The sequence below is a fragment of the Pseudomonas nitroreducens genome (genome assembly GCF_014204515.1).
Lineage (GTDB): Bacteria > Pseudomonadota > Gammaproteobacteria > Pseudomonadales > Pseudomonadaceae > Pseudomonas > Pseudomonas nitritireducens_A.
In genome coordinates, this window is the sequence record NZ_JACHLI010000026.1 from 1 (window position 1) to 20,284 (window position 20,284).

The window sequence follows — 20,284 nt, forward strand, 5'->3', positions numbered from 1 at the left end:
GCCTTGAACTACCGATCCCCAAGGGAATTTCGGCGGCGCAAACAGGCAGCAAAATTAGCGTGAGTCCCTGTACTCAGATGCGGGGAGCAGACCACACTTCGGACAAGTAGCAAATGCCCACCAGCCAACTCAATACGCTCGAAAGTTTCCGCCGATATCAGCGAGTGCTGATATTCGGCGGCGGTATTGTCGCGACCTTGTTGGTCCTGTTGATGCTGTTCGCGGAAGTCAGGACCACGCTGCTCAAGCATCGCGAACTGCTGCTGCAGGCGTTCGGTTCCGAACGGGCGCTGCTGCTCAAGGAAATCGACGCGCGGGAAGATGCTTTCCGTATCGTCCTGATCGGCGCGGAAATCGTCTGGCGAGAGGCGGGCCACTTCGACCTGTCGGAGGTGGACAGCTATCGTCAGCATGAGCGCCAGTGGCTGCTCGAATCATCCTCCGAACTGCGCCCGCAATGGGTGTTCGGCACCGGCCACGAGTGGGTGGGGGATGAGGAACTGGCGCGCTTCTTCAGCCTGGCCACCGAGGTGGGCAGGGGCACCTCGCTGGACCGGATGGTCAAGGGAGAAGTGCTCTCGGCGTACTTCTACAGCCTGCGCCACGACATCGCCGGCATCATCCCGGCGCCGGACCTGGACGCACGCTCGAGAATCGCCCAGGAGCGCGGCAACTTCCTGCGCCTGCTCACCCGGGATATCGATCAACGCCTCTCCGTCAGCCATGCCGATGCCGAGGCGCACCATCCGCTCTATTGGCTGCCCCCGTACACCAATCCCTACAGCGGCGAGCGGGTGCTTCGCATTGCCGGCCCGATCATGGACCGCGGCACTCCCTTTGCGGCGCTGGTCATGGAATACGCGGTGTTGAACCTGTCGCGCACCGCGGTGCCCGAACCCAGCCGCGGCGCCTACATGATCCTGTCCGCCCAGGGCGAAATCATCACGGCCTCCGAGTCCACCTACTCGAAGTCGGCCGGGCTGGATGGGAAATTGCTCGATCAGGTACTGCGCTCGTCCGAAGGGCGCCGGGTCGAGCATTTCTCGCTGGATGGCCTGGTCCTGGCCGATGCCCTGGGGGAGACCCAGTGGCGACTGGTGTACTACTACTCCTGGCGTGACCTGCTCGCGAGCGTCGGGTGGCAGATCGTGCTGCAGGTCGGCCTGACTCTCGTCGTGCTGCTGATGATCTGGATTGCCCTGCTGTTCTTCAAGCTTCGCGTGCTGCGCCCGTTGATCAAACGCTCCCAGCAGGTCTTCGAGAGCGAGCAGCTCAATCGGACGCTGATGGAGACCGCTCCTGTCGGGTTGGGGCTGCTGATTGCCGATACCGGGGAGTTCCTGCTCAAGAGCCGCTCCATGGTGCAGATGCAGACCCGCATCGATCTGCAAGGGCAGCGCCTGGTCGTCGAGCTGGTGGAGTGCTACCGGCGCAACCGCACCAGGCTGCGGGCGAGCAGCATCGGCCAGCTGATCCAGGAAGATCTCACCATCGACTCGCAGAACCACGGTGCCGTCAGCCTCTCGGTGGGCATGACCTCGGTCAAGTACCGAAAGCGCGAGGCGGTGGTGGTCGCGTTCACCGACATCACCGCGCAGAAGCAACTGGAAGTCCAGCTGCTCAACGCCAAGGATGCCGCCGACCGATCCAACGCGGCGAAGTCCGCGTTTCTCGCGGCCATGAGCCATGAAATCCGCACGCCGCTCAATGCGATCATGGGCAACCTCGAATTGCTGGCTTATGGCGCGACAGCGGAGCAGCTCGATCGCCTGGAAATCGTCCGCAAGTCCTCGGACAGCCTGCTGGCGATCGTCAGTGATGTACTCGATTTCTCGAAGATCGAAGCCGGCGAACTCCTGCTGGAGAACATCGAGTTCGACGCGGTGGAAGTCGGTGCAACCACCCTGGCACTGTTCACCCCCATGGCGCAGGCCAAGGGACTGCTGTTGCGGGGAGAGCTGGGCGACTCCATTGCCTGCCCCATGCTGGGGGATCCCACCCGGTTCAGCCAGATCCTGAACAACCTGCTGTCCAACGCCATCAAGTTCACCGAGCAGGGTGAAGTCATCCTGCGCCTGAAGGTGGATGCCGCGAACCGACAGCTGTGGGCCGAGGTGCAGGACACCGGTATCGGCATGTCCGAGGCGCAGATCCTGGATGCCTTCCGCGCGTTCAGCCAGACGGATGCGACCATCTCGCGCCGCTATGGCGGCACCGGCCTGGGGCTGACGCTGTGCCTGCGGCTGGCCGAAGCCATGGGCGGGCGGCTGTCGGTGCGCAGTTCACAGGGCAAGGGGTCGCTGTTCCGGATTTTCCTTCCGCTGGGGGAGTCCTTCCAGCCCAGCGCCCCGGCGCGCTTCGATCGCCAGCGCGTGGTCCTGCTCACTTCAGCGCCAGCCTGGCAAGGCTACCTGGTGGAGGTGTTGGAAAGCTGGAATCTGCAGATCAGCTGTTTCCAGCATCCCGCGCAGATCGACGAGGAAACGCTGGCGCGAGCCGCTGTGCTGATCATCTGGGGCGAGCGGGATACCTGGCATCCCCAGGATGAGGAGCAACTGGTCGATGGCGCCAACTGGCTGATCGATTGCAGGGCTGACGGCCCCGCCGAGCCCTTGCTGGCCGGGCATGTGCTGAAGGCCTCGTCCTATGGGTTGAAAGGTGTGGCCAGGGCGCTCGAGCACGTTCTGCTGGAAAAGCCCTTGTCGTCCCGCCCCCTGCAGCCGCAGGCCTCGACCCTCCGCCTGAGGGTGCTGGTGGCCGAAGACAACCCGGTGAACGGGCGCCTGTTCGAGGAGCAGTTGCAGATGCTGGGCTGCGACGTGGAGGTCGTGCCGGATGGTCTGGCGGCCCTGGCCTGGCTGGAGCGTCGAGAGTGCGATCTGCTGATCACCGATCTGTCCATGCCAAGGCTCGACGGCTATGGCCTGGCCAAGGCGGTCCGCCAGCGCTGGCCGCAGCTTCCGGTCATCGCGGCCACGGCGAACATCACGGTGCAGGAGCAGGAAGGCTGCCGGGCCGCGGGTATCGAGCGGGTGCTGGGGAAACCCCTTTCCCTGTCCGGCCTGAGCAAGGTCCTGGAGGATCTCTGCAGGCTCCAGGGCTCCCCGCTGGCGCCGTCGGCGGATCGTCGCCTGCTCGGCAACCGCGACTTGCCAAAGGGGATGGAGGAGGTCTTCCGACAGTTCTGCCGCTCGTGCTTTGCGGATGTTCGCCGTGCGCTGGAAGAAGAGGATGAGGGGGCGCTGGCGCACCACCTGCACGCCTTGAAGGGGGCCTTGGGGGTGTACCAGCACAAGGAAGAGTGCCAGAGGATCGTGGCTATCGAAGCACGCAGATCCCAGGGGACGGAGCATGTCAGGCAGAGCGTTGAGCAGCTGCTGCGGGACCTCGAAGCCAAGTTGAGTCTGGAAGCCGGCCAGCGCGCCGACGCCGGCTGAGGCCGGCGGGGAAAAACACGGGTTATCGGCAGTCCAGCGCACCCGGATCGGGCGTTGCCTTTGCTACGCTTAGGCGATCGGCTTGAGCGCGCCCGGCGCCCGCAGCGGACCAGGGATTCCTGAGACGCCTGGATGCCGCGTCATGCAAGAAGGAGCTCCATGCCTACCGCCTCTCAACGCGTTCTGGGAAAGCTGCGCCGCCACCAGTATCTGCTGATCAACGCTGGCGGCCTGATCATCACCCTGGCGGTGATCCTGGCGAGCACCCTGGAGCTCTGGGCGGGTGTCCGCGAGTACCTGGCCAAGGTCCAGGATGAGGTCTCCATCGATGCGCGGCAGTTGAGCGAGACCAGTGCCCGCACCACCGCGAACCTGAGAAACAACGCGCAGAATATCGAGGTCTCGCTGAAGTCCCGCGATCCGGTCGATCCGGCCCTGGTGCAGGATTACCTGAACAATGGCGGCGCGACCCAGGTCCGCACCTCGCCAGATGCCGCGCCGGTACTGGTGGTGAGCAAGGGGTTTGCAGGCAGTACGCGGGAGGTCGAGCCGTTCCTGCGCATAGCCCAGCACATGTCTCCCGCCATATCGATCATCGCTGCCCGCAATGATGATCAACTCAGCGCCTACCTGTACGGCACCGAAGCTCAAGCACTGCTCCTGGCAGTTTCCCCCTGGCCCGGCGATGCATGGCAACAGCGGCTTCTCGCGGAGAAGGCCCGCCTGTTCGCGGAGCTCACCCACCTTGAGCTGGAGGGGGGCGCTGGTGGAAGGCCCACGCTGCACTGGTTGCCTCCCGCGGTCAGTCGCCTGACGGGGAAACTGTCGGTGCCGATCGCCTCGCTCATTCGCGGTCCGCAGGGGCAGCCGTTCGGCGTCCTGACGGTGGAGTTGCCCAGCGAGATACTGGCCGCGCAGCTGAGCGAAACGGCATTTGGCGGGAACTGTTTCATTCTCAACGACGCCGGCCAGCAGATGATGAGTTGCAGCACTGCAGCGGCGGACGATCTGCTTGAGCCGGCGCGCCAGGGGCTGGCTGCCGGGCTGGGGAAAAAATTCCGCAGAAACTATCAGGACGGCGTGTTTTTCTACGGCTGGTCCCTGGGGCAGAACGGCTGGACGCTGATCTACACCCAGTCATGGCGTGACATCTTCCAGGGAATGCGCACCCAGGTCATCCATACAGCCATGACCGCGGGCACGATCATCATCCTGACCTGGATGCTGCTGGGGCTGATCCAGCGGAAGATTTTGATGCCGGCCGTGCGGCAGTCCGAGATGGTGTTCGAAAGCGAGCACCTGAGCCGCACGCTCATCGAAACCGCCCCGGTGGGCCTGGCGATCCTCGATGCCGGCAAGGGCTCGGCATTGATTCGAAGCCCGGCGATGGTGCAACTGCAGAGTCATATCCGCCAGGGGCATGACGTGCTGCCTGGCGAGTTGCTGCTGCGTTACAGGCAGCGCCCCGAGCCTGCGGAGAATGAGCATTTCCATACGGAGATAACGCTCAATACCGTCGACAAGGGCAGCGTGGTGCTGTCCGCCAGCATGTCCCCAGCCCGCTATCACGGACAGGACGTGCTGGTCACGGCGTTCGTGAACGTCACCGAGAAGAAAACCCTGGAGCATGAATTGATCAGGGCGCGTGAGGCCGCCGATCAGGCCAATGCGGCAAAGTCCGCGTTCCTGGCCGCCATGAGCCACGAAATCCGCACGCCCCTGAACGCAGTGCTGGGCAACATCGAACTGCTTTCCCGCGCCATCCCGGCAAGCCAGCAGGGCCGTCTGGAGGTGATCAGGAAGTCGTCCAACAACCTGCTGGGCATCATCAGCGATGTCCTGGATTTCTCGAAGATCGAGGCGGGGGAGCTGAAGCTCGAACGCATGGAGTTCGACGTGTTTGCGCTGGTGGCCGATGCCCTGGCGGTTTTCCTGCCCGTGGCGCAGGCCAAGGGGCTGATACTTCGCGGAGAGATCGGCACCTGCGCTGCGCAACCCCTGTGGGGCGATCCCACGCGGATCTCGCAGGTGCTGAACAACCTGCTTTCCAATGCGATCAAGTTCACCGAGAGCGGGGAAGTGACCGTGCGTGCCGCGGTGGATAGCGGCAGCAATCGGCTCAGGCTGGAGGTGGAGGATTCCGGCATCGGGATGACCCAGGAGCAGCTCGGCCAGTTGTTCCGGGCGTTCAGCCAGACCGACGATTCGATCACCCGGCGCTATGGCGGCACCGGACTGGGACTGGCGCTCTGCCGGCATCTGGTCGAAGCCATGGACGGTGAAGTGGACGTGCAAAGCCGCCCGGGCGAAGGCAGCGTCTTCAGGGTGGCTCTCCCTTTGGGTAACAGCGAGATGGCCAGCGCCCCGGCCTTCAGTGGCGAAAAGGTCCTGGTGCTCGCGGTACTGCCCAGTGATCAGCGCTACATCAGCCAGGTACTGGCAGGCTGGGGCCTGCGCGTCGAGGCTTTCCAGCACCCTGTGCAATTGAGCGATGAATCCCTGGCCAGGGCCGATGCCCTGGTGTTCTGGGGTGAGCGCATCGGCTGGCTGTCAGCCGACCTGAACCGCCTCGTCTCGGAGTCATCCTGGGTCATCGACTGCCGTTCTGACGGCCCCTCGACGCCGTCTGCGAGCGGACATGTCGTGAGTGCTTCTGGCAACGGATTGAAGGGGCTTTGCCAAGGCCTTCTGCATGCTTTTCAAGGGCAGGATCTGCCCGAAGAGGATGGCCATGCGGATATCCGCCAGGCGCATCTGCATGTGCTGGTCGCCGAGGACAACGCCGTCAACCGCCGTCTCATCGAAGAGCAGTTGCAGCTGCTTGGCTGCACCGCAGTGCTGGTCGAGGATGGGCAGAAGGCGCTGGCAGAGCTGGAGCGTCAGCGCTTCGACCTGCTGATCACCGACCTGGCGATGCCGATCATGGACGGCTACGAGCTGGCGCGGCAGGCGCGTCGACGCTGCCCGCAGATGCCGGTGATTGCCGCCACTGCCAGCGTCACGGTGCAGGAGCAGGAAACCTGCAGTGCCATCGGGATCGCCAGGATGGTGGCCAAGCCACTCTCGCTGTCTGCCCTGGAGCTGGCGCTGTGCGAAGTTTGCGGGATCGCCCAGGCCGGCATTCACGCCGAGGAGGGGAGCGATCCCGCGGATTGGCTGGGTGGAAAGGCATTGCCGGCGGATGTGCGCTCGACCTTCGAGAGTTCCTGCCAGGAAGCGCTGCTGTCGATAGCGCAAGCGCAGGCCACGGCCGACGCAGAGGCGATATTGCAGCAACTGCATGCCATCCAGGGGGCCTTGAGTGTGTTCGGATTCGAGTCGATAGCCGAGCAGGGGCGGCTCGTCGGCCAGCGGATAAGGGAGAGCGGAGTGGAAGGCTGCACCCGTCTGATCGAGCAGTTCTGCCAGTCGCTGCGAGCAGAAGTCCTGCAGGCGCCTGTTTCCGTAGACTCGCTGATCGCCCGGCTGATGCTGCTGTCCCGGCCTGGTGCAGAGAAATACGACCTGGACGAAATAAACTCGACCGTCCAGCAACTGGCCGTGAGGCTAGCCGAAAGGTAAGTGGGCCAGGCGAGTAGAGTGCAGATGACTGATGGAGGCGGTATTCCACTATTTAGGATACGCAGCTTTGCTAGCCTGCGTATCCTGACAACAGCTTCTCTCTTCTTATTCCAAAGAATTATCTTTCCCGTGCATGCAACACTAATTAATTGGGCTCAACTTTGAAAGAGGTGACAATATTTCATTCCAAACCTTATCGCGCAAATGGGGGAGCTGGCTTTTCTCAATGTCAGTTAGTCCGTAAGCATCGGGATTATCCAGGACGTTCTGGAATTTAACAATCCGACAATTAAATTTACCGTTGTGCAGATCTTCGTTAACTATGTATATGGGCAGCACTTTCAGCGCCGAAATATAGCTATCCTGCCTGGTTGTGGTGACGTTAAATTTAACTATGTAGGAAAGCTTTGAATTTCGGCTTTCTGGGTGATAGCTGACAAAATCACCAAAGCTATAAATGACCAAGGCATCCTGCTTGTTGTCCGGGCGCGGGATAAGCTCAGCGGGCTGACTGACATGTGCGTGGTTGCCCAGGATTGTATCGACGCCGCGTGCAATAATTTCACGAGCCGCTTCGCGAATATTGACATGGGGGTACATCTCAAATTCCCAGCCCCAATGAACATAGGCAATGATCCAGTCCGCGCGATCTCTTCTAGCTGCAGCAATCTGACGTTCTATGAGTGAATAGTCAGGGCGAGGCTTCACGTCATTAAACCGCACTTCGTTGACCAGAGAGTCTTTCGGCGGAGCTCCATACCCATTGAGATCCATCGTGAAACAAAGCACAGCAACTTTTATTGTTCGACCAGCCCCTGAACTTACCAAATACAGAGGGGACTCTTTGTGCTCCGGGTCTCGCACCGTCCCCGAAAATTTCATACCTGAACCAAAGGCCTGAATGCTGTTAATCGTTTCTTTAACTCCATCCGCATCCCAATCCATAGCGTGATTAGTTGCTGTGCTAACAAAATTGATGCCTGCGCGAGTGTTGAATCGATTGAGCATTTCTATGGATGTATTCATTTGAGCTGGCTTCCCAGGAGATTGAGTTCGTCCTATAGGCTGTTTGGGATGAACTGTTGATTCTAGGTTTGCACTTACGATGTCAGCAGTGCTGTAAAAATCACGAATTTCATCGAATAAATGGTTCGTGTTTTCCGGTGTTAAGACATCGACCGCCAGTAAGTCTCCCGCGCACGAGAAGGAGAAATTTTCTGTATTTTCTGGCGGATCTTTGGCAAGCTCGCTCAGATCTTGAGATGCGAATACTTGTTCAATTCCAGACCCTTTCTCTGCCACTTCAAGCTGGTTGAACCAATAGCGATAAACCCACTTCAGCTTTTCAAATTCACTGCCCGCGATATCATAAACGCCAGTCTCTGGTTGCGGGTAGTGAAACTCATCATAGTAAATATAACTCATCAGCAATACCGCCATTCTCGCCACGGTTCGCTGGTTGGTTGGCCCAACCTCCAACAGCCATTTAATAATCGCCTTGATGTAGCGCTCCTCCTCTGGGGTGATCGTTTCAGGGAACTCGAAATCGGGCTGAGCTGCTCGCTTCAAACAGGAAACGATTTCAGCGCCATTATTCTCAATATGACGTAACAGCTTGGTTAGAAAGTCTGGGAGGTTAATGTCGTAATCATTTTTCATATCAATCTCCAGTTATGAAAATCAGCATGGCTCAGAAGATTACGTTTTCCGGTCGTAAGTTCTCAGCTTTTATGGGTATAGCTGATTTATTGAAGATTTTTTACACTCCCAAGTATTTCGTACAAGTACTATGTGCTACCCCGGAATGATAGATGTTCCCAGCCTGCGCTTTGATCATCGGAGGAAGTTTATGAGCGCTCAGCGATTTTCCCCGGAATTCAAGGCCGAAGTCATCAGGCGGCCCGCCGAACGCGAATATTCAGTGGTAGAAATTGCTGCAAGCTTCGGCGCCTCTACTCACAGCCTCTACAAATGGGTAAAGGCCATCACTCCTGACAAGTCGAAGAGGTAAGCCAGCGAACTGCTGGAAGCTGAAATTGAAATCTTGCGACTGCGGGCCAAATGCGCAGCCTTGAAGAAGAGTGAGATATTTTAGGTACTCCTCAATGATCAGCTTCGCTGATGCTCTGAGCTCTCGACAGGCCGAGGATGGAGTCGGATAAGCTTGAATTGCGTATCGATGACCGGGATGGCGTAGCTACGCTGCAAAGCGTGGTGCTGGAATAGAGGCCAATCTGAATTTGAGGGCTGTTCCAGAGTAGTGACTATCGTGACTCTTTCAAAAACAGCATGTGTTGCGGGTACTGCATAGAAAAAACTTGCGCCGCCTCGGAGGAGGCGGCGCAAGGTCAAGGGTTAATGATTAATGAACGGTTACCTGAATGTTCTGCTCGATCAGGACCTCATGGGTGCCGGACACATAGGTCTGATAAACCACGCCGCCGATCTCGGCCTGGCCGGCATCGGCCCAGGTCTCGGAGAGGCTGTCGATCAGCTGGATGCTGTTCGAGCCATCGCCGTTGATGACGAACTGGTTCTTGCCATCGGCCAGCAGCATGTCGACCTGACCCAGGCCTTCCAGGGCGTGGGCGCTCAGGCTGACGCTGTTGGCGCCGCCCTGTCCCAGATCGATCTTCTCGATGCCGGTGATGCGGTTGACCAGGCTGTCGATGTCCAGAGCCATGTTGCGACCGTCGATCAGCAGCGTGTCGATGCCGGCGCCACCGTTGATGGAGGTGAACGCGGTATTGCTGATGCCGATGACATCATTGCCGTCGCCGCCCTGAACACTCGAGAGGAACTCATTGTTCAGCATCAGGCCGGTTGCCGAGCCATCGTCGAAGAGCATCCACAGCCCACTCGAGGACTCGACGTGGGCCGCCAGGGGAGTCGGCGTCGACGCATCTTCGATCGACAGGCCTACGGAGCTGTCCACGTCGATGATGCGGCCCTTGATCGCTTCACCGCTGCCGTCCGAGACATAGGTATCGGTCCAGGTGACGAACAGGCGGCCGTCGGCGAGGAAGGTCGCGTCAGGCTGTTTCTGTTCGCCTACCATCAACTGGTGAATGCGCAGTTCCTGGCCCACCCGGTGACCATCGTTGTCAAAGTACTGGGCATAAATTCCTGCGGAATTCAGCCCATCCACCACGTCCGCGTTGGAGGTGTACAGGACAATGAAGCCACCATTGGGGTTGGCTACAACGGTCGGCGTCTTCTGGGTTCCCGGAGTGTAACTGTTGACCAGGAATTCCCCACCGACAGCGGTGCCATTGGGCGTGAAGATCCTGCCCCAGACGCCCCATTCGGATTGATCTACGCCAGACACATCGTTGGAATCCCATGTAACGATTATGTTTCCATTCGAGAGGGTTGCGATAGAAGGGCTATCCTGCACGTTTGCAGTTACAACGTTAGCGGTGACCGAGGCACTTACTGACAGTGTGCTGGGGTTGTAGATGGTGAGAACGACATCGCAGTTGGCGTTGGGGTATTTTCCCCATGCAATGGCTAAATTCCCATCTTCAAGTTTCGTAACCGATACATCGCTGGATGGCTTCTCCCTGACCCCGATCTCACCAATTATGGTATCCCCACCAACAACTTTTCCACTTGCATCAAATTGTCGAGCTACGATATCCCACTGCTTGCCAAGGGTTACTGCGGCCTGCCACATAACCACATAGCCGCCATCATCGAGAACGACAATCTTTGAATTCTGATTGAAGCCGTAGTTGGCAGGGCTAATGGCGAGGTCAGGACCTACTTTGACCGATCCGTTGATATTGCCGTTGTCATCATGGGTATAGCCAAAACGCTGGGTGTGAACGACTTCGCGCCCGCTCTCCCAATTGTGCCAGGAAACCATGAAGGTGCCATCCGGGAAGGCTACGACATCCGGGGCCACAGTGGTGTCTGACAGCTTGGCGCTGATGTTGAACTCAGGACCGACCGGCATCCCGCTGGCATCGAACACTTGCCCCATGGGCTGACTTATACCCGCGTACTTGGAGTTCCAGACCACGACAAAACCACCGTCAGGTGTTGCGCAGGTAGTTGAGCGGTTCTGATCGTTCTCACGGTTGGTATTCACCAGGAACTCGGAATAGAAGCCAGCATCGGCGTCAATCGTGACCCCTTCGATGCCGAAGCCGCTGCCGTCGATATTGTTGCTTTGCCAGGTGACGAAGATATCGCCATTGTCCAGCAGTGTGGCGTCGAGCATATTGGCCAGGTTGATATCATCCCAGCCCGCGCCCTGGTTACCCTGGATCACCGGGTTGACCAGGAACTCATGGCCGATCTTCTGGCTATTGGCGTCAAAGCGCTGGGCAAAGATCGCCGAGCCGCTGCCGTCGCCGCCATCGGAGCCCCAGATCAGCACATAGCCGCCGTCTTCCAGGGCCACGCCGACCGGCTTGTACTGCTTGCCCTGGCGATATTCGTTAACGATGAAGTCGCCGTCGCCGATGATCTTCGCCGCGCCGGTAACCGGGTCGAAGGTGTAATGCGCCGCGCGGATGTCGGAGCCGATGGCCTTGCTGTCGTTGCTATCCCAGAAGACCACAAAGCTGCCATCTTTCAGGGCGATGGCATCCGGATATTGCTGGTTGTTGTCAGTGGTCGTGTTGAGCGTGATGACCGGGCCGTTGGCCGAGCCATCAGTCTTGCGAAGCTGACCGAGAACGCCGTTGCCCTTGCCGTCCGGGCCGTCCCAGACCGTGAGGTACCAGCCAGCATGGGCCGGGTCGTCGAAGGCGACCATCTCCGGGCCACCGTAAGCTATCGAGGCCCCACCGGACTTGATGACGACTTCGTTGCCGACCGGTTTGTTGTTGGCGTCATAGGTGCGCTGGACGATGGAGCCGCCGCTCTGATCGCTGCCCCAGGAAATGATGTAACCGCCGTCAGGCAGGCCCAGGCTGTAGGCAGCGCGCTGCGCACCGGCGGTGGTCTGGTTGACCAGGAATTCGTCGGTCTGGGCGGCGCCGTCGGCCGCGTAGCGGCGCGCGTACACACCGTCACCGCTGGGATCCAGCGTGCTGACATAGGATTCCCAGGTAATCAGGAAGCCACCATCGGCAAGCGCCGTGACGCTCGGAGAGTCCTGGTCATTGGCGTTGCGCTGGTTGACGAACTGCTCCTGACCGATCTTGTGGGTGCCGGTCGGGTCCATCAACTGCATGCATACGTCATAGCCACCGCGGGCATCCTGCCAGACCACCACGAGGTTGCCGTTGGCCAGGCGAGTCACCTGCGGGTTGTTCTGATCGCCAGTGGTGTTGGTATTGATCTGCTGGGACGAGTTCGCCCCGGCAGTCACGTCGAACCCACCCATCTGATCATTGCCCACGGTGATGCTGTAGGGCGCGCTGGGAGCGGTGGCGTTGCCAGCCTGGTCCATTTCGACGGCGGTGAAGGTGTTCTTGCCCAGGTGCAGATCGTCCGCGACGTGGATGGACCACTTGCCTTGGCCATCGACCTGCGCGCGGCCGACTTCGCGTTGGCCGCTGGCCTCGCGAACGTAGAGAACCACGGTATTGCCGGCGGTGCCGGTGCCGCTGACGTCCGGATTCTGGTCGTCGGTACGGCCGTTGGGCGCGATGTTGCCGGTGATCTTGCCGACGTCATCGTAGACGCTGGTGATGCTCAGCTTCGAAGCGTCCGGCGGCGACAGGTCCAGCACCAGGTCGAAGCTGGGGGACAGGGCGCTGGGCGATTGGCTGGCGTTGAACGCCTGCACGGTGAAGGAGTGCGGGCCTTCTTCCAGCGACGCGCTCGGGCTGAAGCTCCACTTGCCCTGGGCATCGACCTGGGCTTCGCCGAGCAGTTTGCCGTTGTCGTAGATGCGGACGCTGTCGCCCGGCTTGCCCTTGCCGCTCAGGGTCGGCTTGTCGTCATCGGTGTGACCACCCCAGGCGACGGGGCCGACGATACGACCGACATCGTCGAAGACGCTGTCGATGGTGGGCACCTGAGTGGCATCCGGAGCGAGCGTCAGCACGAACGGCGTGCTCGGCGTGCTGAGGTTGCCGGCCAGGTCCCGGGCGACGGCGGTGAAGCTGTGCTCGCCGTCGGCCAGCGGCGCGGCGGGGGTCAGCGACCAGGTGCCCTGGGCATTGGCCAGCGCGGTACCTACCAGCTTGCCGTGGTCGTAAACGAAGACGGTGGTACCCGCTTCGGCGTAGCCGGTCAGCGTCGGGGTGCTGTCATCGGTCTGCTGACCTGAGTGCAGCGCACCTTGCTGGTCGCCGACATTGTCCAGCGCTTCGTTGATGCTCGGCATGGCCGGCGGGATGGTGTCGACGGTGAACTTGTAGGCCTTGGAGGACAGGCTGGTGTTGCCGGAGAAGTCCATCGCCTTGGCGGTGATGGTGTATTCACCGTCGGGCATGACGAAGATCGAGTCGAAGGTCCACTTGCCCGAAGCGTCGGCGAAGCTGGTACCCATCATGGTCTTGCCGACGTAGATGGCGACCATGCTCAGCGGCTCGGCGGTGCCGGCGAAGAACGGGGTGTTGTCGGCGGTGTGACCATCCCTGGCGATGACATTGCCGCCACGGTTGTCGCTGATGCTGTCGATCACTGCGCTGGGCGGTGCGATGGTATCGACAATCAGCACGAACGGACCGGATTTTGCGCCGCTGCCCTGTTCACGCACGGTGAAGACGTGGCCGGACTCTGCGAGTTCTTCGATGGGATCGAAGCTCCAGTTGCCATTGGCGTCCACGCGGACCTCGCCGAGGTATTCGTCGTTGTCGAATACTTCCAGAGTGGCGCCCGGAGTGCCGGTGCCCACCAGGGTGGCGTACTGGTCGTCGGTTACGCTGCCGGAACCGAGGGAGCCCGTGCGGCTGCCCACCTGGTCCTCGGCATGGTCAATTTTCGGGGTGACCTGCAGGGCATTGGCACTGAAGGCCATGGGTTGTGCGAGCGGCGCAGCGGCCAGGGTCGGGGCCGCGAACGGGGCCATTTCGACGCTGGCTTCGGGAGCCGCGTACTGGACCATGGGCTTGGGCAGGACGTCGATCACCGGTGCCGCCATTTCCTGCACGGCGACGCTCGCCGGTTCCGCAGCGAAAGTGACCACGCCTTGTTCGGGCTCGGCGTCAGCGCTGATCACGCGTACCAGCTCGCCGTCCTGCTTGAGCAGGTGCAGAGCGCCGTGATTACTGAAGAACTGATCGAGCTTGATGGCGTGGGAGCCTGGCTCCTGGGAGCGGAAGGACAGCAGCAGGTCCTGCCCGGAGCGCTCGGCCACCAGGGCATTGCCGATGGACTCATCCTGCGGCGCCTGAAGCACGTACAGCTCACCCGGCATGGCGGTAACGGCCTGCTCGGGGGCATTCTGATAGGACTCCAGCGTGTAGGTCTGGAACAGAGACTCTTCGGTGATCACCGAAAAGTTGATCAAGTAATCGATGGGGTTTTTCATTGAGATTCGAATAGCCATATGAGAAAAGGATTTACGCTTCTATCGATTGGTATTGCACGCAAGATTTCTGTCCCCTGTCCTTCAGGGGAGGCCCGCTGCTCCCGGCCTTGAGGCCATGAACTGCGGGCAGTTTTCCTCCGATCCACTTTCATGTCCGATGCCAGGAAAGACGTGCTGGCTGACCGCATAGAAACGGCGATATTTCGCGACGAGAAGATTAGGGGGAGGGTGGTTTTTCGAACTATCTGACTAGTTCTAAACGAGTCGGATTGATGGCTTACCCATCACTAAAATGGCAGAAGGGTGCCAGGCTGGGGTAAACCGGCGCGGTATTCCCATTGCAGGAATCTGAAGTTCACCGGTCGAGTTCAGGTTCAAGTATCGGCACTGCGCTGATCATTGTCTGCGTACTCTGTCATCCCCCCAGAGTCGGGAGTTGGCGGGAATAGAACAAGTATGAATTTATTTGAACGCATTGCTTGGGTGGGGCTGTTTCTGGCCTCATGAGCGAGCTCGCCCTGGAGCGGAATAGTTTCCGGGGCTCCGTTGCAATAGAAGTATTTCCGGAGGCTTGTGCAACAGTTAGAAAGTCAGATTTTCGCATTCATGATAAGCATGTTTCTCGTGCTTTCCCTGATAACCGCCAGTGCTCTGATCGTGTTCCTGTAGAGCGCGGAGCTGATCTCCCTATCTTAGGTATCCATTGGAAAATTCCATGTCTCTCACTATTCGTCTTGCTGCTGCAGCCGTTCTTGGCGCTGTTTCATTCACTGCTGTAGCCCAGGGCCAGGGCGCCGTCGAAGTCGAAGCCTTCGGCAAGCGCTACTTCACCGACAGCGTTCGCAACATGAAGAACGCGGACCTGTACGGCGGCTCCGTTGGCTACTTCCTGAGCGACGACGTCGAGCTGGCTCTGTCCTACGGTGAGTACCACGACGTACGTGGCACCTACGAGACCGGCAACAAGAAGGTCCACGGCAACCTGAGCACCCTGGACGCCATCTACCACTTCGGCACCCCGGGCGCTGGCAACCTGCGTCCCTACGTCTCGGCGGGTATCGGTCACCAGAGCCTGACCAACATCAACTCCGACAACGGTGGCCGTCAGAACCTGACCATGGCCATGGTCGGTACCGGTGTGAAGTACTACTTCACCGAAAACCTCTACGCCAAAGCCAGCCTCGACGGCCAGTACGGCCTGGAGAACCGCGTCAACGGTCACCAGGGCGAGTGGATGGCCGGCCTGGGCGTGGGCATGAACTTCGGTGGCGGCGCCAAGCCGGCCCAGGCTCCCGAGCCGGTTGCTGAAGTCTGCTCCGACGCCGACAACGATGGCGTCTGCGACAACGTCGACAAGTGCCCGAACACCCCGGCCAACGTCACCGTTGACGCCAACGGCTGCCCGGCTGTGGCTGAAGTCGTTCGCGTTCAGCTGGACGTGAAGTTCGACTTCGACAAGTCCAGGGTCAAGGAGAACAGCTACGCCGACATCAAGAACCTGGCTGACTTCATGAAGCAGTACCCGTCCACCTCCACCACCGTTGAAGGCCACACCGACTCCGTCGGCACCGACGCCTACAACCAGAAACTGTCCGAGCGTCGTGCCAACGCCGTTCGTGACGTACTGGTCAACGAGTACGGTGTTGAAGGCGGCCGCGTAAACGCTGTGGGTTATGGTGAGTCCCGTCCGGTTGCTGACAACGCCACCGCCGAAGGCCGCGCCATCAACCGTCGCGTAGAAGCCGAGGTCGAAGCGAAGGCCCCGTAATTCCCCGCACTTGAAAAGCCCGGCATTACTGCCGGGCTTTTTTTTGCAGGCGCTTTTCGATGCCCGCAAGCGGATTGCCGGAGTCAGCAGGGTATTGATGGAGGGACAGGATATTGATGGAGAAAGTCGGTTAAAAAACCCAGTGAGCAAACTCGGGTTGTCTATTAAGTGCTCACCGGGTGGAGCGCCAATAATGGCAAAGGAAGGATTGCATAGAGTGACACGTGCAGCCGGGTCAGTTTCCGATTATCGGGATGCGTTTGAAATAGAACTAATCTGAATTGCGCGTGGTTCACCCGGTTTTTATCGGCCGGTCACCCTGGCTGCCGGCGAAAGGGCGGGAAGTTCAGCGTCTGCTTCGATGCTTCTTTCGTCAACGTGCACTACAAGTTCCAGTCTGCCGATTTCAAATTCGTACGGGTCCTAATTTCTCCTGCTCGCTGCACTTTTAGAATGGCCGCAGAAACTCTTAACGCAGCGCAGCAGCAAGTTGCGCGCGGCTTTACCATTTCTGGAGCCAGTGCATGCATTACACCCCTTTGCTGACCACTCTCGCAGTGGGATTCGTACTCGCCTTCGTATTGGGCGCAATCGCCAATCGCCTGCGTATCTCGCCACTGGTGGGTTATCTGCTGGCTGGCGTCCTGGCCGGCCCCTTCACGCCGGGCTACGTGGCTGATCAGGCGTTGTCGATGGAGATCGCTGAACTGGGCGTCATCCTGCTGATGTTCGGCGTCGGCCTGCATTTCTCCCTCAAGGACCTGCTGTCGGTAAAGGCCATCGCCATTCCGGGGGCGGTGGCGCAGATTGCCGTGGCGACGCTGCTCGGCATGGGGCTCGCGTGGCTGATGGGCTGGCCCTTCGGCAGCGGCCTGGTATTCGGGTTGGCCTTGTCGGTTGCCAGTACCGTCGTGCTTCTGCGCGCGCTGGAGCAGCGGCGACTCATCGACACCAAGCGTGGCCGGATCGCCATCGGCTGGTTGATCGTCGAAGACCTCGCCATGGTCCTGGCCCTGGTGCTGCTGCCGGCGCTGGCCGGCCCCCTCGGCGGAACCGTCGAGGAAGGCGCTGATGGCAACGTGCTCATGGCCATTCTGCTGACGCTGGGTAAGGTCGCCGCATTCGTCGCGGTCATGATCCTGGGCGGCCGTCGCCTGGTGCCCTGGGTCCTGGAGCGCATCGCTGCCACCGGGTCCCGTGAGTTGTTCACCCTGGGGGTGCTGGCGATCGCCCTGGGCATCGCCACCGGCTCGGCAGTGGTGTTCGGCGTTTCCTTCGCCCTGGGTGCTTTCTTCGCCGGCATGATCCTCAACGAGTCCGAGCTCAGCCACGAAGCCGCGGAGAACTCGCTGCCGCTGCGCGATGCCTTCGCCGTGCTGTTCTTCGTCTCGGTCGGGATGCTGTTCAACCCGCTCATCCTGATCGAACACCCGCTGCCGGTGCTGGCCACCTTCCTGGTGATCGTTTTCGGCAAGTCCGTGGCCGCCTATGCGATTGTCCGCCTGTTCGGCCACTCCAACAGCCGGGCGCTGGTGATTGCCGCCAGTCTGGCGCAGATCGGCGAGTTCTCGTTCATCCTCGTCGGTCTGGGGGTCACCCTGGATCTGCTGCCGGAGCAGGGGCGCGACCTGGTGCTGGCGGGCGCGATTCTGTCGATCCTGGTCAACCCACTGCTGTTCATCGCCATCGAGCGCCTGCAGACCCGCGCCAGCAGGCTGGAGCAGGACAGCGCCAAGGCCGTGGAGTCCGATGACCAGCCGCCGGTAGTGCAAGAGTTCGGCCACGCCATCGTGGTTTGCCAGGGGCGGGTAGGCGAGCACGTGATTGCCAGGCTGCAGAAGGACGCCGTGCCCATCGTCGCGATCGTCGAGCAGCGCGAGCTGGCGCAGGAGCTGCGAGGCAGGGGCGTGAGTGTGGTCATCGGCTCTCCCTTGCTCGCGGATCAACTGACGCAGGCCAAGGTCGCTGAGGCTCGCTGGCTGCTCGTCGATATCCCGGGTTGCATCGAGGCCGGCCAGGTCATCAGCAACGCCAGAGCCGCCAATCCGAGCCTGCATGTCATTGCCCATGCGCACACGGAGACAGAAGCCCAGTACTTCAAGGAACTGGAAGTGGACAGCGTGATCAATGGCCAGATCGAAGTGGGTGAGGCGATGTCCGCCAGCGTTCTGCAGGAGCACTGAAAAGGCGTGACCTCGGCTGACCTGGGGTGGGAGAAAGCACTCACCCCGGGTCCACCGCCAGCCGCTAAAAGGCCTGTTGCGCAGAGACTGTTTTTCAAATAGTCCAGTACGGCCAGTTGCGGAAAATTTTAATACTAGTCAGGTGTATCGCCGTGAACGGCAATGCAAGAATTCTCTCATTGAATCATCTTGCGGAGCACAAGTTCATGCAGATCCATCAAGGAGAAAACAAAGTCGGTGATGTCCTTTCCCTGAATATCCTTCAAGGCGAAGCCGGCGAAAGAATGATGCACCTGCTGCTCACCCAGGGCATTGAAATTGAAGTCGAAGCCATTCTCAAGGATAGCGTCCGGCTGATCATTCGCGCCCCCGGCGAAATGTTGATTGTCGAAGAGATTGCAGTGAAATAGAAGATTGGCCCCGCCTGCGCTGGTGGGTAGCAAGTGAGACAGCGGTATTAATTATTTCCCACTCTTTCGAGTCATTATTCATTCAGGTTATTCGTTCATGACTTTCTCACTACGTGTTCTTTCGCTCATCGCTGTTTTCGCCGTTCCCTATGTTCATGCAGAAGGGGCGCACTGGTCCTATCACGGCGAGCAGGGGCCCGATCATTGGGGGCAGGAGGGAAGCCCGCTGTGCCGTAGCGGCGACCACCAGTCTCCGATCGATATCAGCGCGGTTCATCACGCGCTGAGCAAGGCCGATTCCCGCGCTCTGCAGCTCAACTATGGCAAGTCGGCGGTCACCCTGGTCAATAACGGACATACCATCCAGGCCACTCCCGGCCCGATGGCCAATGACTGGATTACCTATCGCGGCACCGTCTACCAGCTGGCTCAGTTCCACTTCCATACGCCCAGCGAACACTCCATCAATCACCAGCGATACCCGATGGAGCTGCACCTGGTGAACAAGGCCAGCAATGGCGATCTGCTGGTGATTGGCCTGATGCTCGCGGAAGGAAAGCAGAACGCCGAACTCGCTTCGCTGACGCAGGCCCTGCCGGCGCGAAGTGGTGAAACCTTCGAACTGGACCGGGCGCATTCGCCGGACCTGAGTGCGCTGATCCCGGAGAACTCCCACCACTACTTCTATCAGGGATCGCTGACCACACCGCCTTGCAGTGAAGGCGTGCAGTGGGTGCTCTTCGATACTCCGGTGCAACTGTCGAAGGAGCAGATAGAGCGATTCGCCAGGATTATCGGTGACAACCACCGTCCGCTGCAGAACGTGAATGGCCGAGAGGTCGACGAAGACTGAGCGCAATCGGCGCGAGCCGGGAATATCAACTGGCAACTAAGCCTGTGCCAGGTCGGTAGTTCGGAGAGTTGCCCGGTGTTTTCGCCGGAAGTTGCCGTGAGTTGTTTTGCCATACCGGGATTGAACTGAATGAGACGTGTACGAGACAGAATTGCCATCCTGAGTGAAAGTCCCGGCACGCTCCTGGAATATGCGAGGGTCCTGAATGACCTGGAGTATTACTCCATCTCGCTGTTTGGCACCGAGAGTGAACTGATCGATAGCCTGGAGCGTGGCGACACCTTTCGTGTGCTTATCGTCGATTCGTTCAGCCTGAAACTGCACTCCGGCTTTCTGGCCAGCGCTCTCTGGTATGGCACGGTGGCCTCGGTGGCGCTGGTCGCCGATGCCAACTCTTCCCAGCGCCAGGCCTTGCTGAAGTGGTCCACGCGGGAAGGGGTTCCATTGCTCGGCATACTGCAGGCGCCTTTGCGGGCCGAGGAACTCAGGAGGCTGGTTGAACTGATGTAGAACATGGCGGCGCCATGTTCTCCAGGGCCATGGCAGCGCAAAGATGGCGTGCCTGGAGCCAGGGCGGAGTCGTCGGGAGGGATCGCGTTACATCGCCGGTGCAGAGCTGTGCTGCTGGCCGGGAGGC

At 60.0% G+C, this 20,284-nt stretch carries 9 protein-coding genes and 1 pseudogene; 8 read left to right on the forward strand and 2 right to left on the reverse strand.

What is annotated here, in order from left to right; all coding sequences use genetic code 11:
* Positions 1-212 precede the first annotated feature (212 nt).
* A complete protein-coding gene (locus HNP46_RS25530; protein WP_184594585.1) occupies positions 213-3,437 on the forward strand; it encodes a hybrid sensor histidine kinase/response regulator in 3,225 nt (1,074 codons plus the stop codon).
* Between the two features lie 159 nt (positions 3,438-3,596).
* The gene (locus HNP46_RS25535; RefSeq protein ID WP_184594587.1) at positions 3,597-6,998 is read left to right on the forward strand and encodes a hybrid sensor histidine kinase/response regulator; all 3,402 of its coding nucleotides are present in this window, start codon (positions 3,597-3,599) and stop codon (positions 6,996-6,998) included.
* Positions 6,999-7,139: 141 nt separating this feature from the next.
* Here HNP46_RS25535 and HNP46_RS25540 read toward each other — a convergent pair whose 3' ends face one another.
* Positions 7,140-8,657 (reverse strand): CapA family protein, encoded by a 1,518-nt coding sequence (locus HNP46_RS25540; protein ID WP_184594589.1) that lies wholly within the window; start codon positions 8,655-8,657, stop codon positions 7,140-7,142.
* Positions 8,658-8,847: 190 nt separating this feature from the next.
* Between HNP46_RS25540 and HNP46_RS36240 the strand changes: the two are divergent.
* Positions 8,848-9,080 (forward strand): annotated as a pseudogene (locus tag HNP46_RS36240) (transposase); the annotation flags it as partial.
* A 280-nt stretch (positions 9,081-9,360) separates the two neighbouring features.
* Here the strand turns inward: HNP46_RS36240 and HNP46_RS25550 are convergent.
* Entirely contained in the window at positions 9,361-14,433 is a 5,073-nt protein-coding gene (locus HNP46_RS25550; RefSeq protein WP_184594593.1) for an Ig-like domain-containing protein, read from the reverse strand.
* Positions 14,434-15,148: 715 nt separating this feature from the next.
* On the opposite strand from HNP46_RS25550, the gene HNP46_RS25555 reads away from it, so the two are divergent.
* The 5 genes from HNP46_RS25555 to HNP46_RS25575 all read left to right on the forward strand — a co-directional run bounded on the left by HNP46_RS25555 (position 15,149) and on the right by HNP46_RS25575 (position 20,157).
* Complete coding sequence (locus HNP46_RS25555; protein ID WP_184594595.1) at positions 15,149-16,201, forward strand: OmpA family protein; 1,053 nt, start codon at positions 15,149-15,151, stop codon at positions 16,199-16,201.
* A 524-nt stretch (positions 16,202-16,725) separates the two neighbouring features.
* Positions 16,726-18,384 carry a YbaL family putative K(+) efflux transporter gene (gene ybaL, locus HNP46_RS25560; RefSeq protein ID WP_184594598.1) on the forward strand — a complete coding sequence of 553 codons (1,659 nt, stop codon included), beginning with the start codon at positions 16,726-16,728 and terminating at the stop codon, positions 18,382-18,384.
* A gap of 152 nt (positions 18,385-18,536) precedes the next feature.
* A complete protein-coding gene (locus tag HNP46_RS25565) occupies positions 18,537-18,794 on the forward strand; it encodes a hypothetical protein (RefSeq protein ID WP_184594600.1) in 258 nt (85 codons plus the stop codon).
* Between the two features lie 97 nt (positions 18,795-18,891).
* Positions 18,892-19,647, forward strand: coding sequence for a carbonic anhydrase (locus tag HNP46_RS25570; protein ID WP_184594602.1), 756 nt, complete (start codon positions 18,892-18,894; stop codon positions 19,645-19,647).
* Positions 19,648-19,776: 129 nt separating this feature from the next.
* Positions 19,777-20,157, forward strand: a complete 381-nt coding sequence (locus tag HNP46_RS25575; protein WP_184594605.1) for a hypothetical protein — start codon at positions 19,777-19,779, stop codon at positions 20,155-20,157.
* Positions 20,158-20,284: the final 127 nt, after the last annotated feature.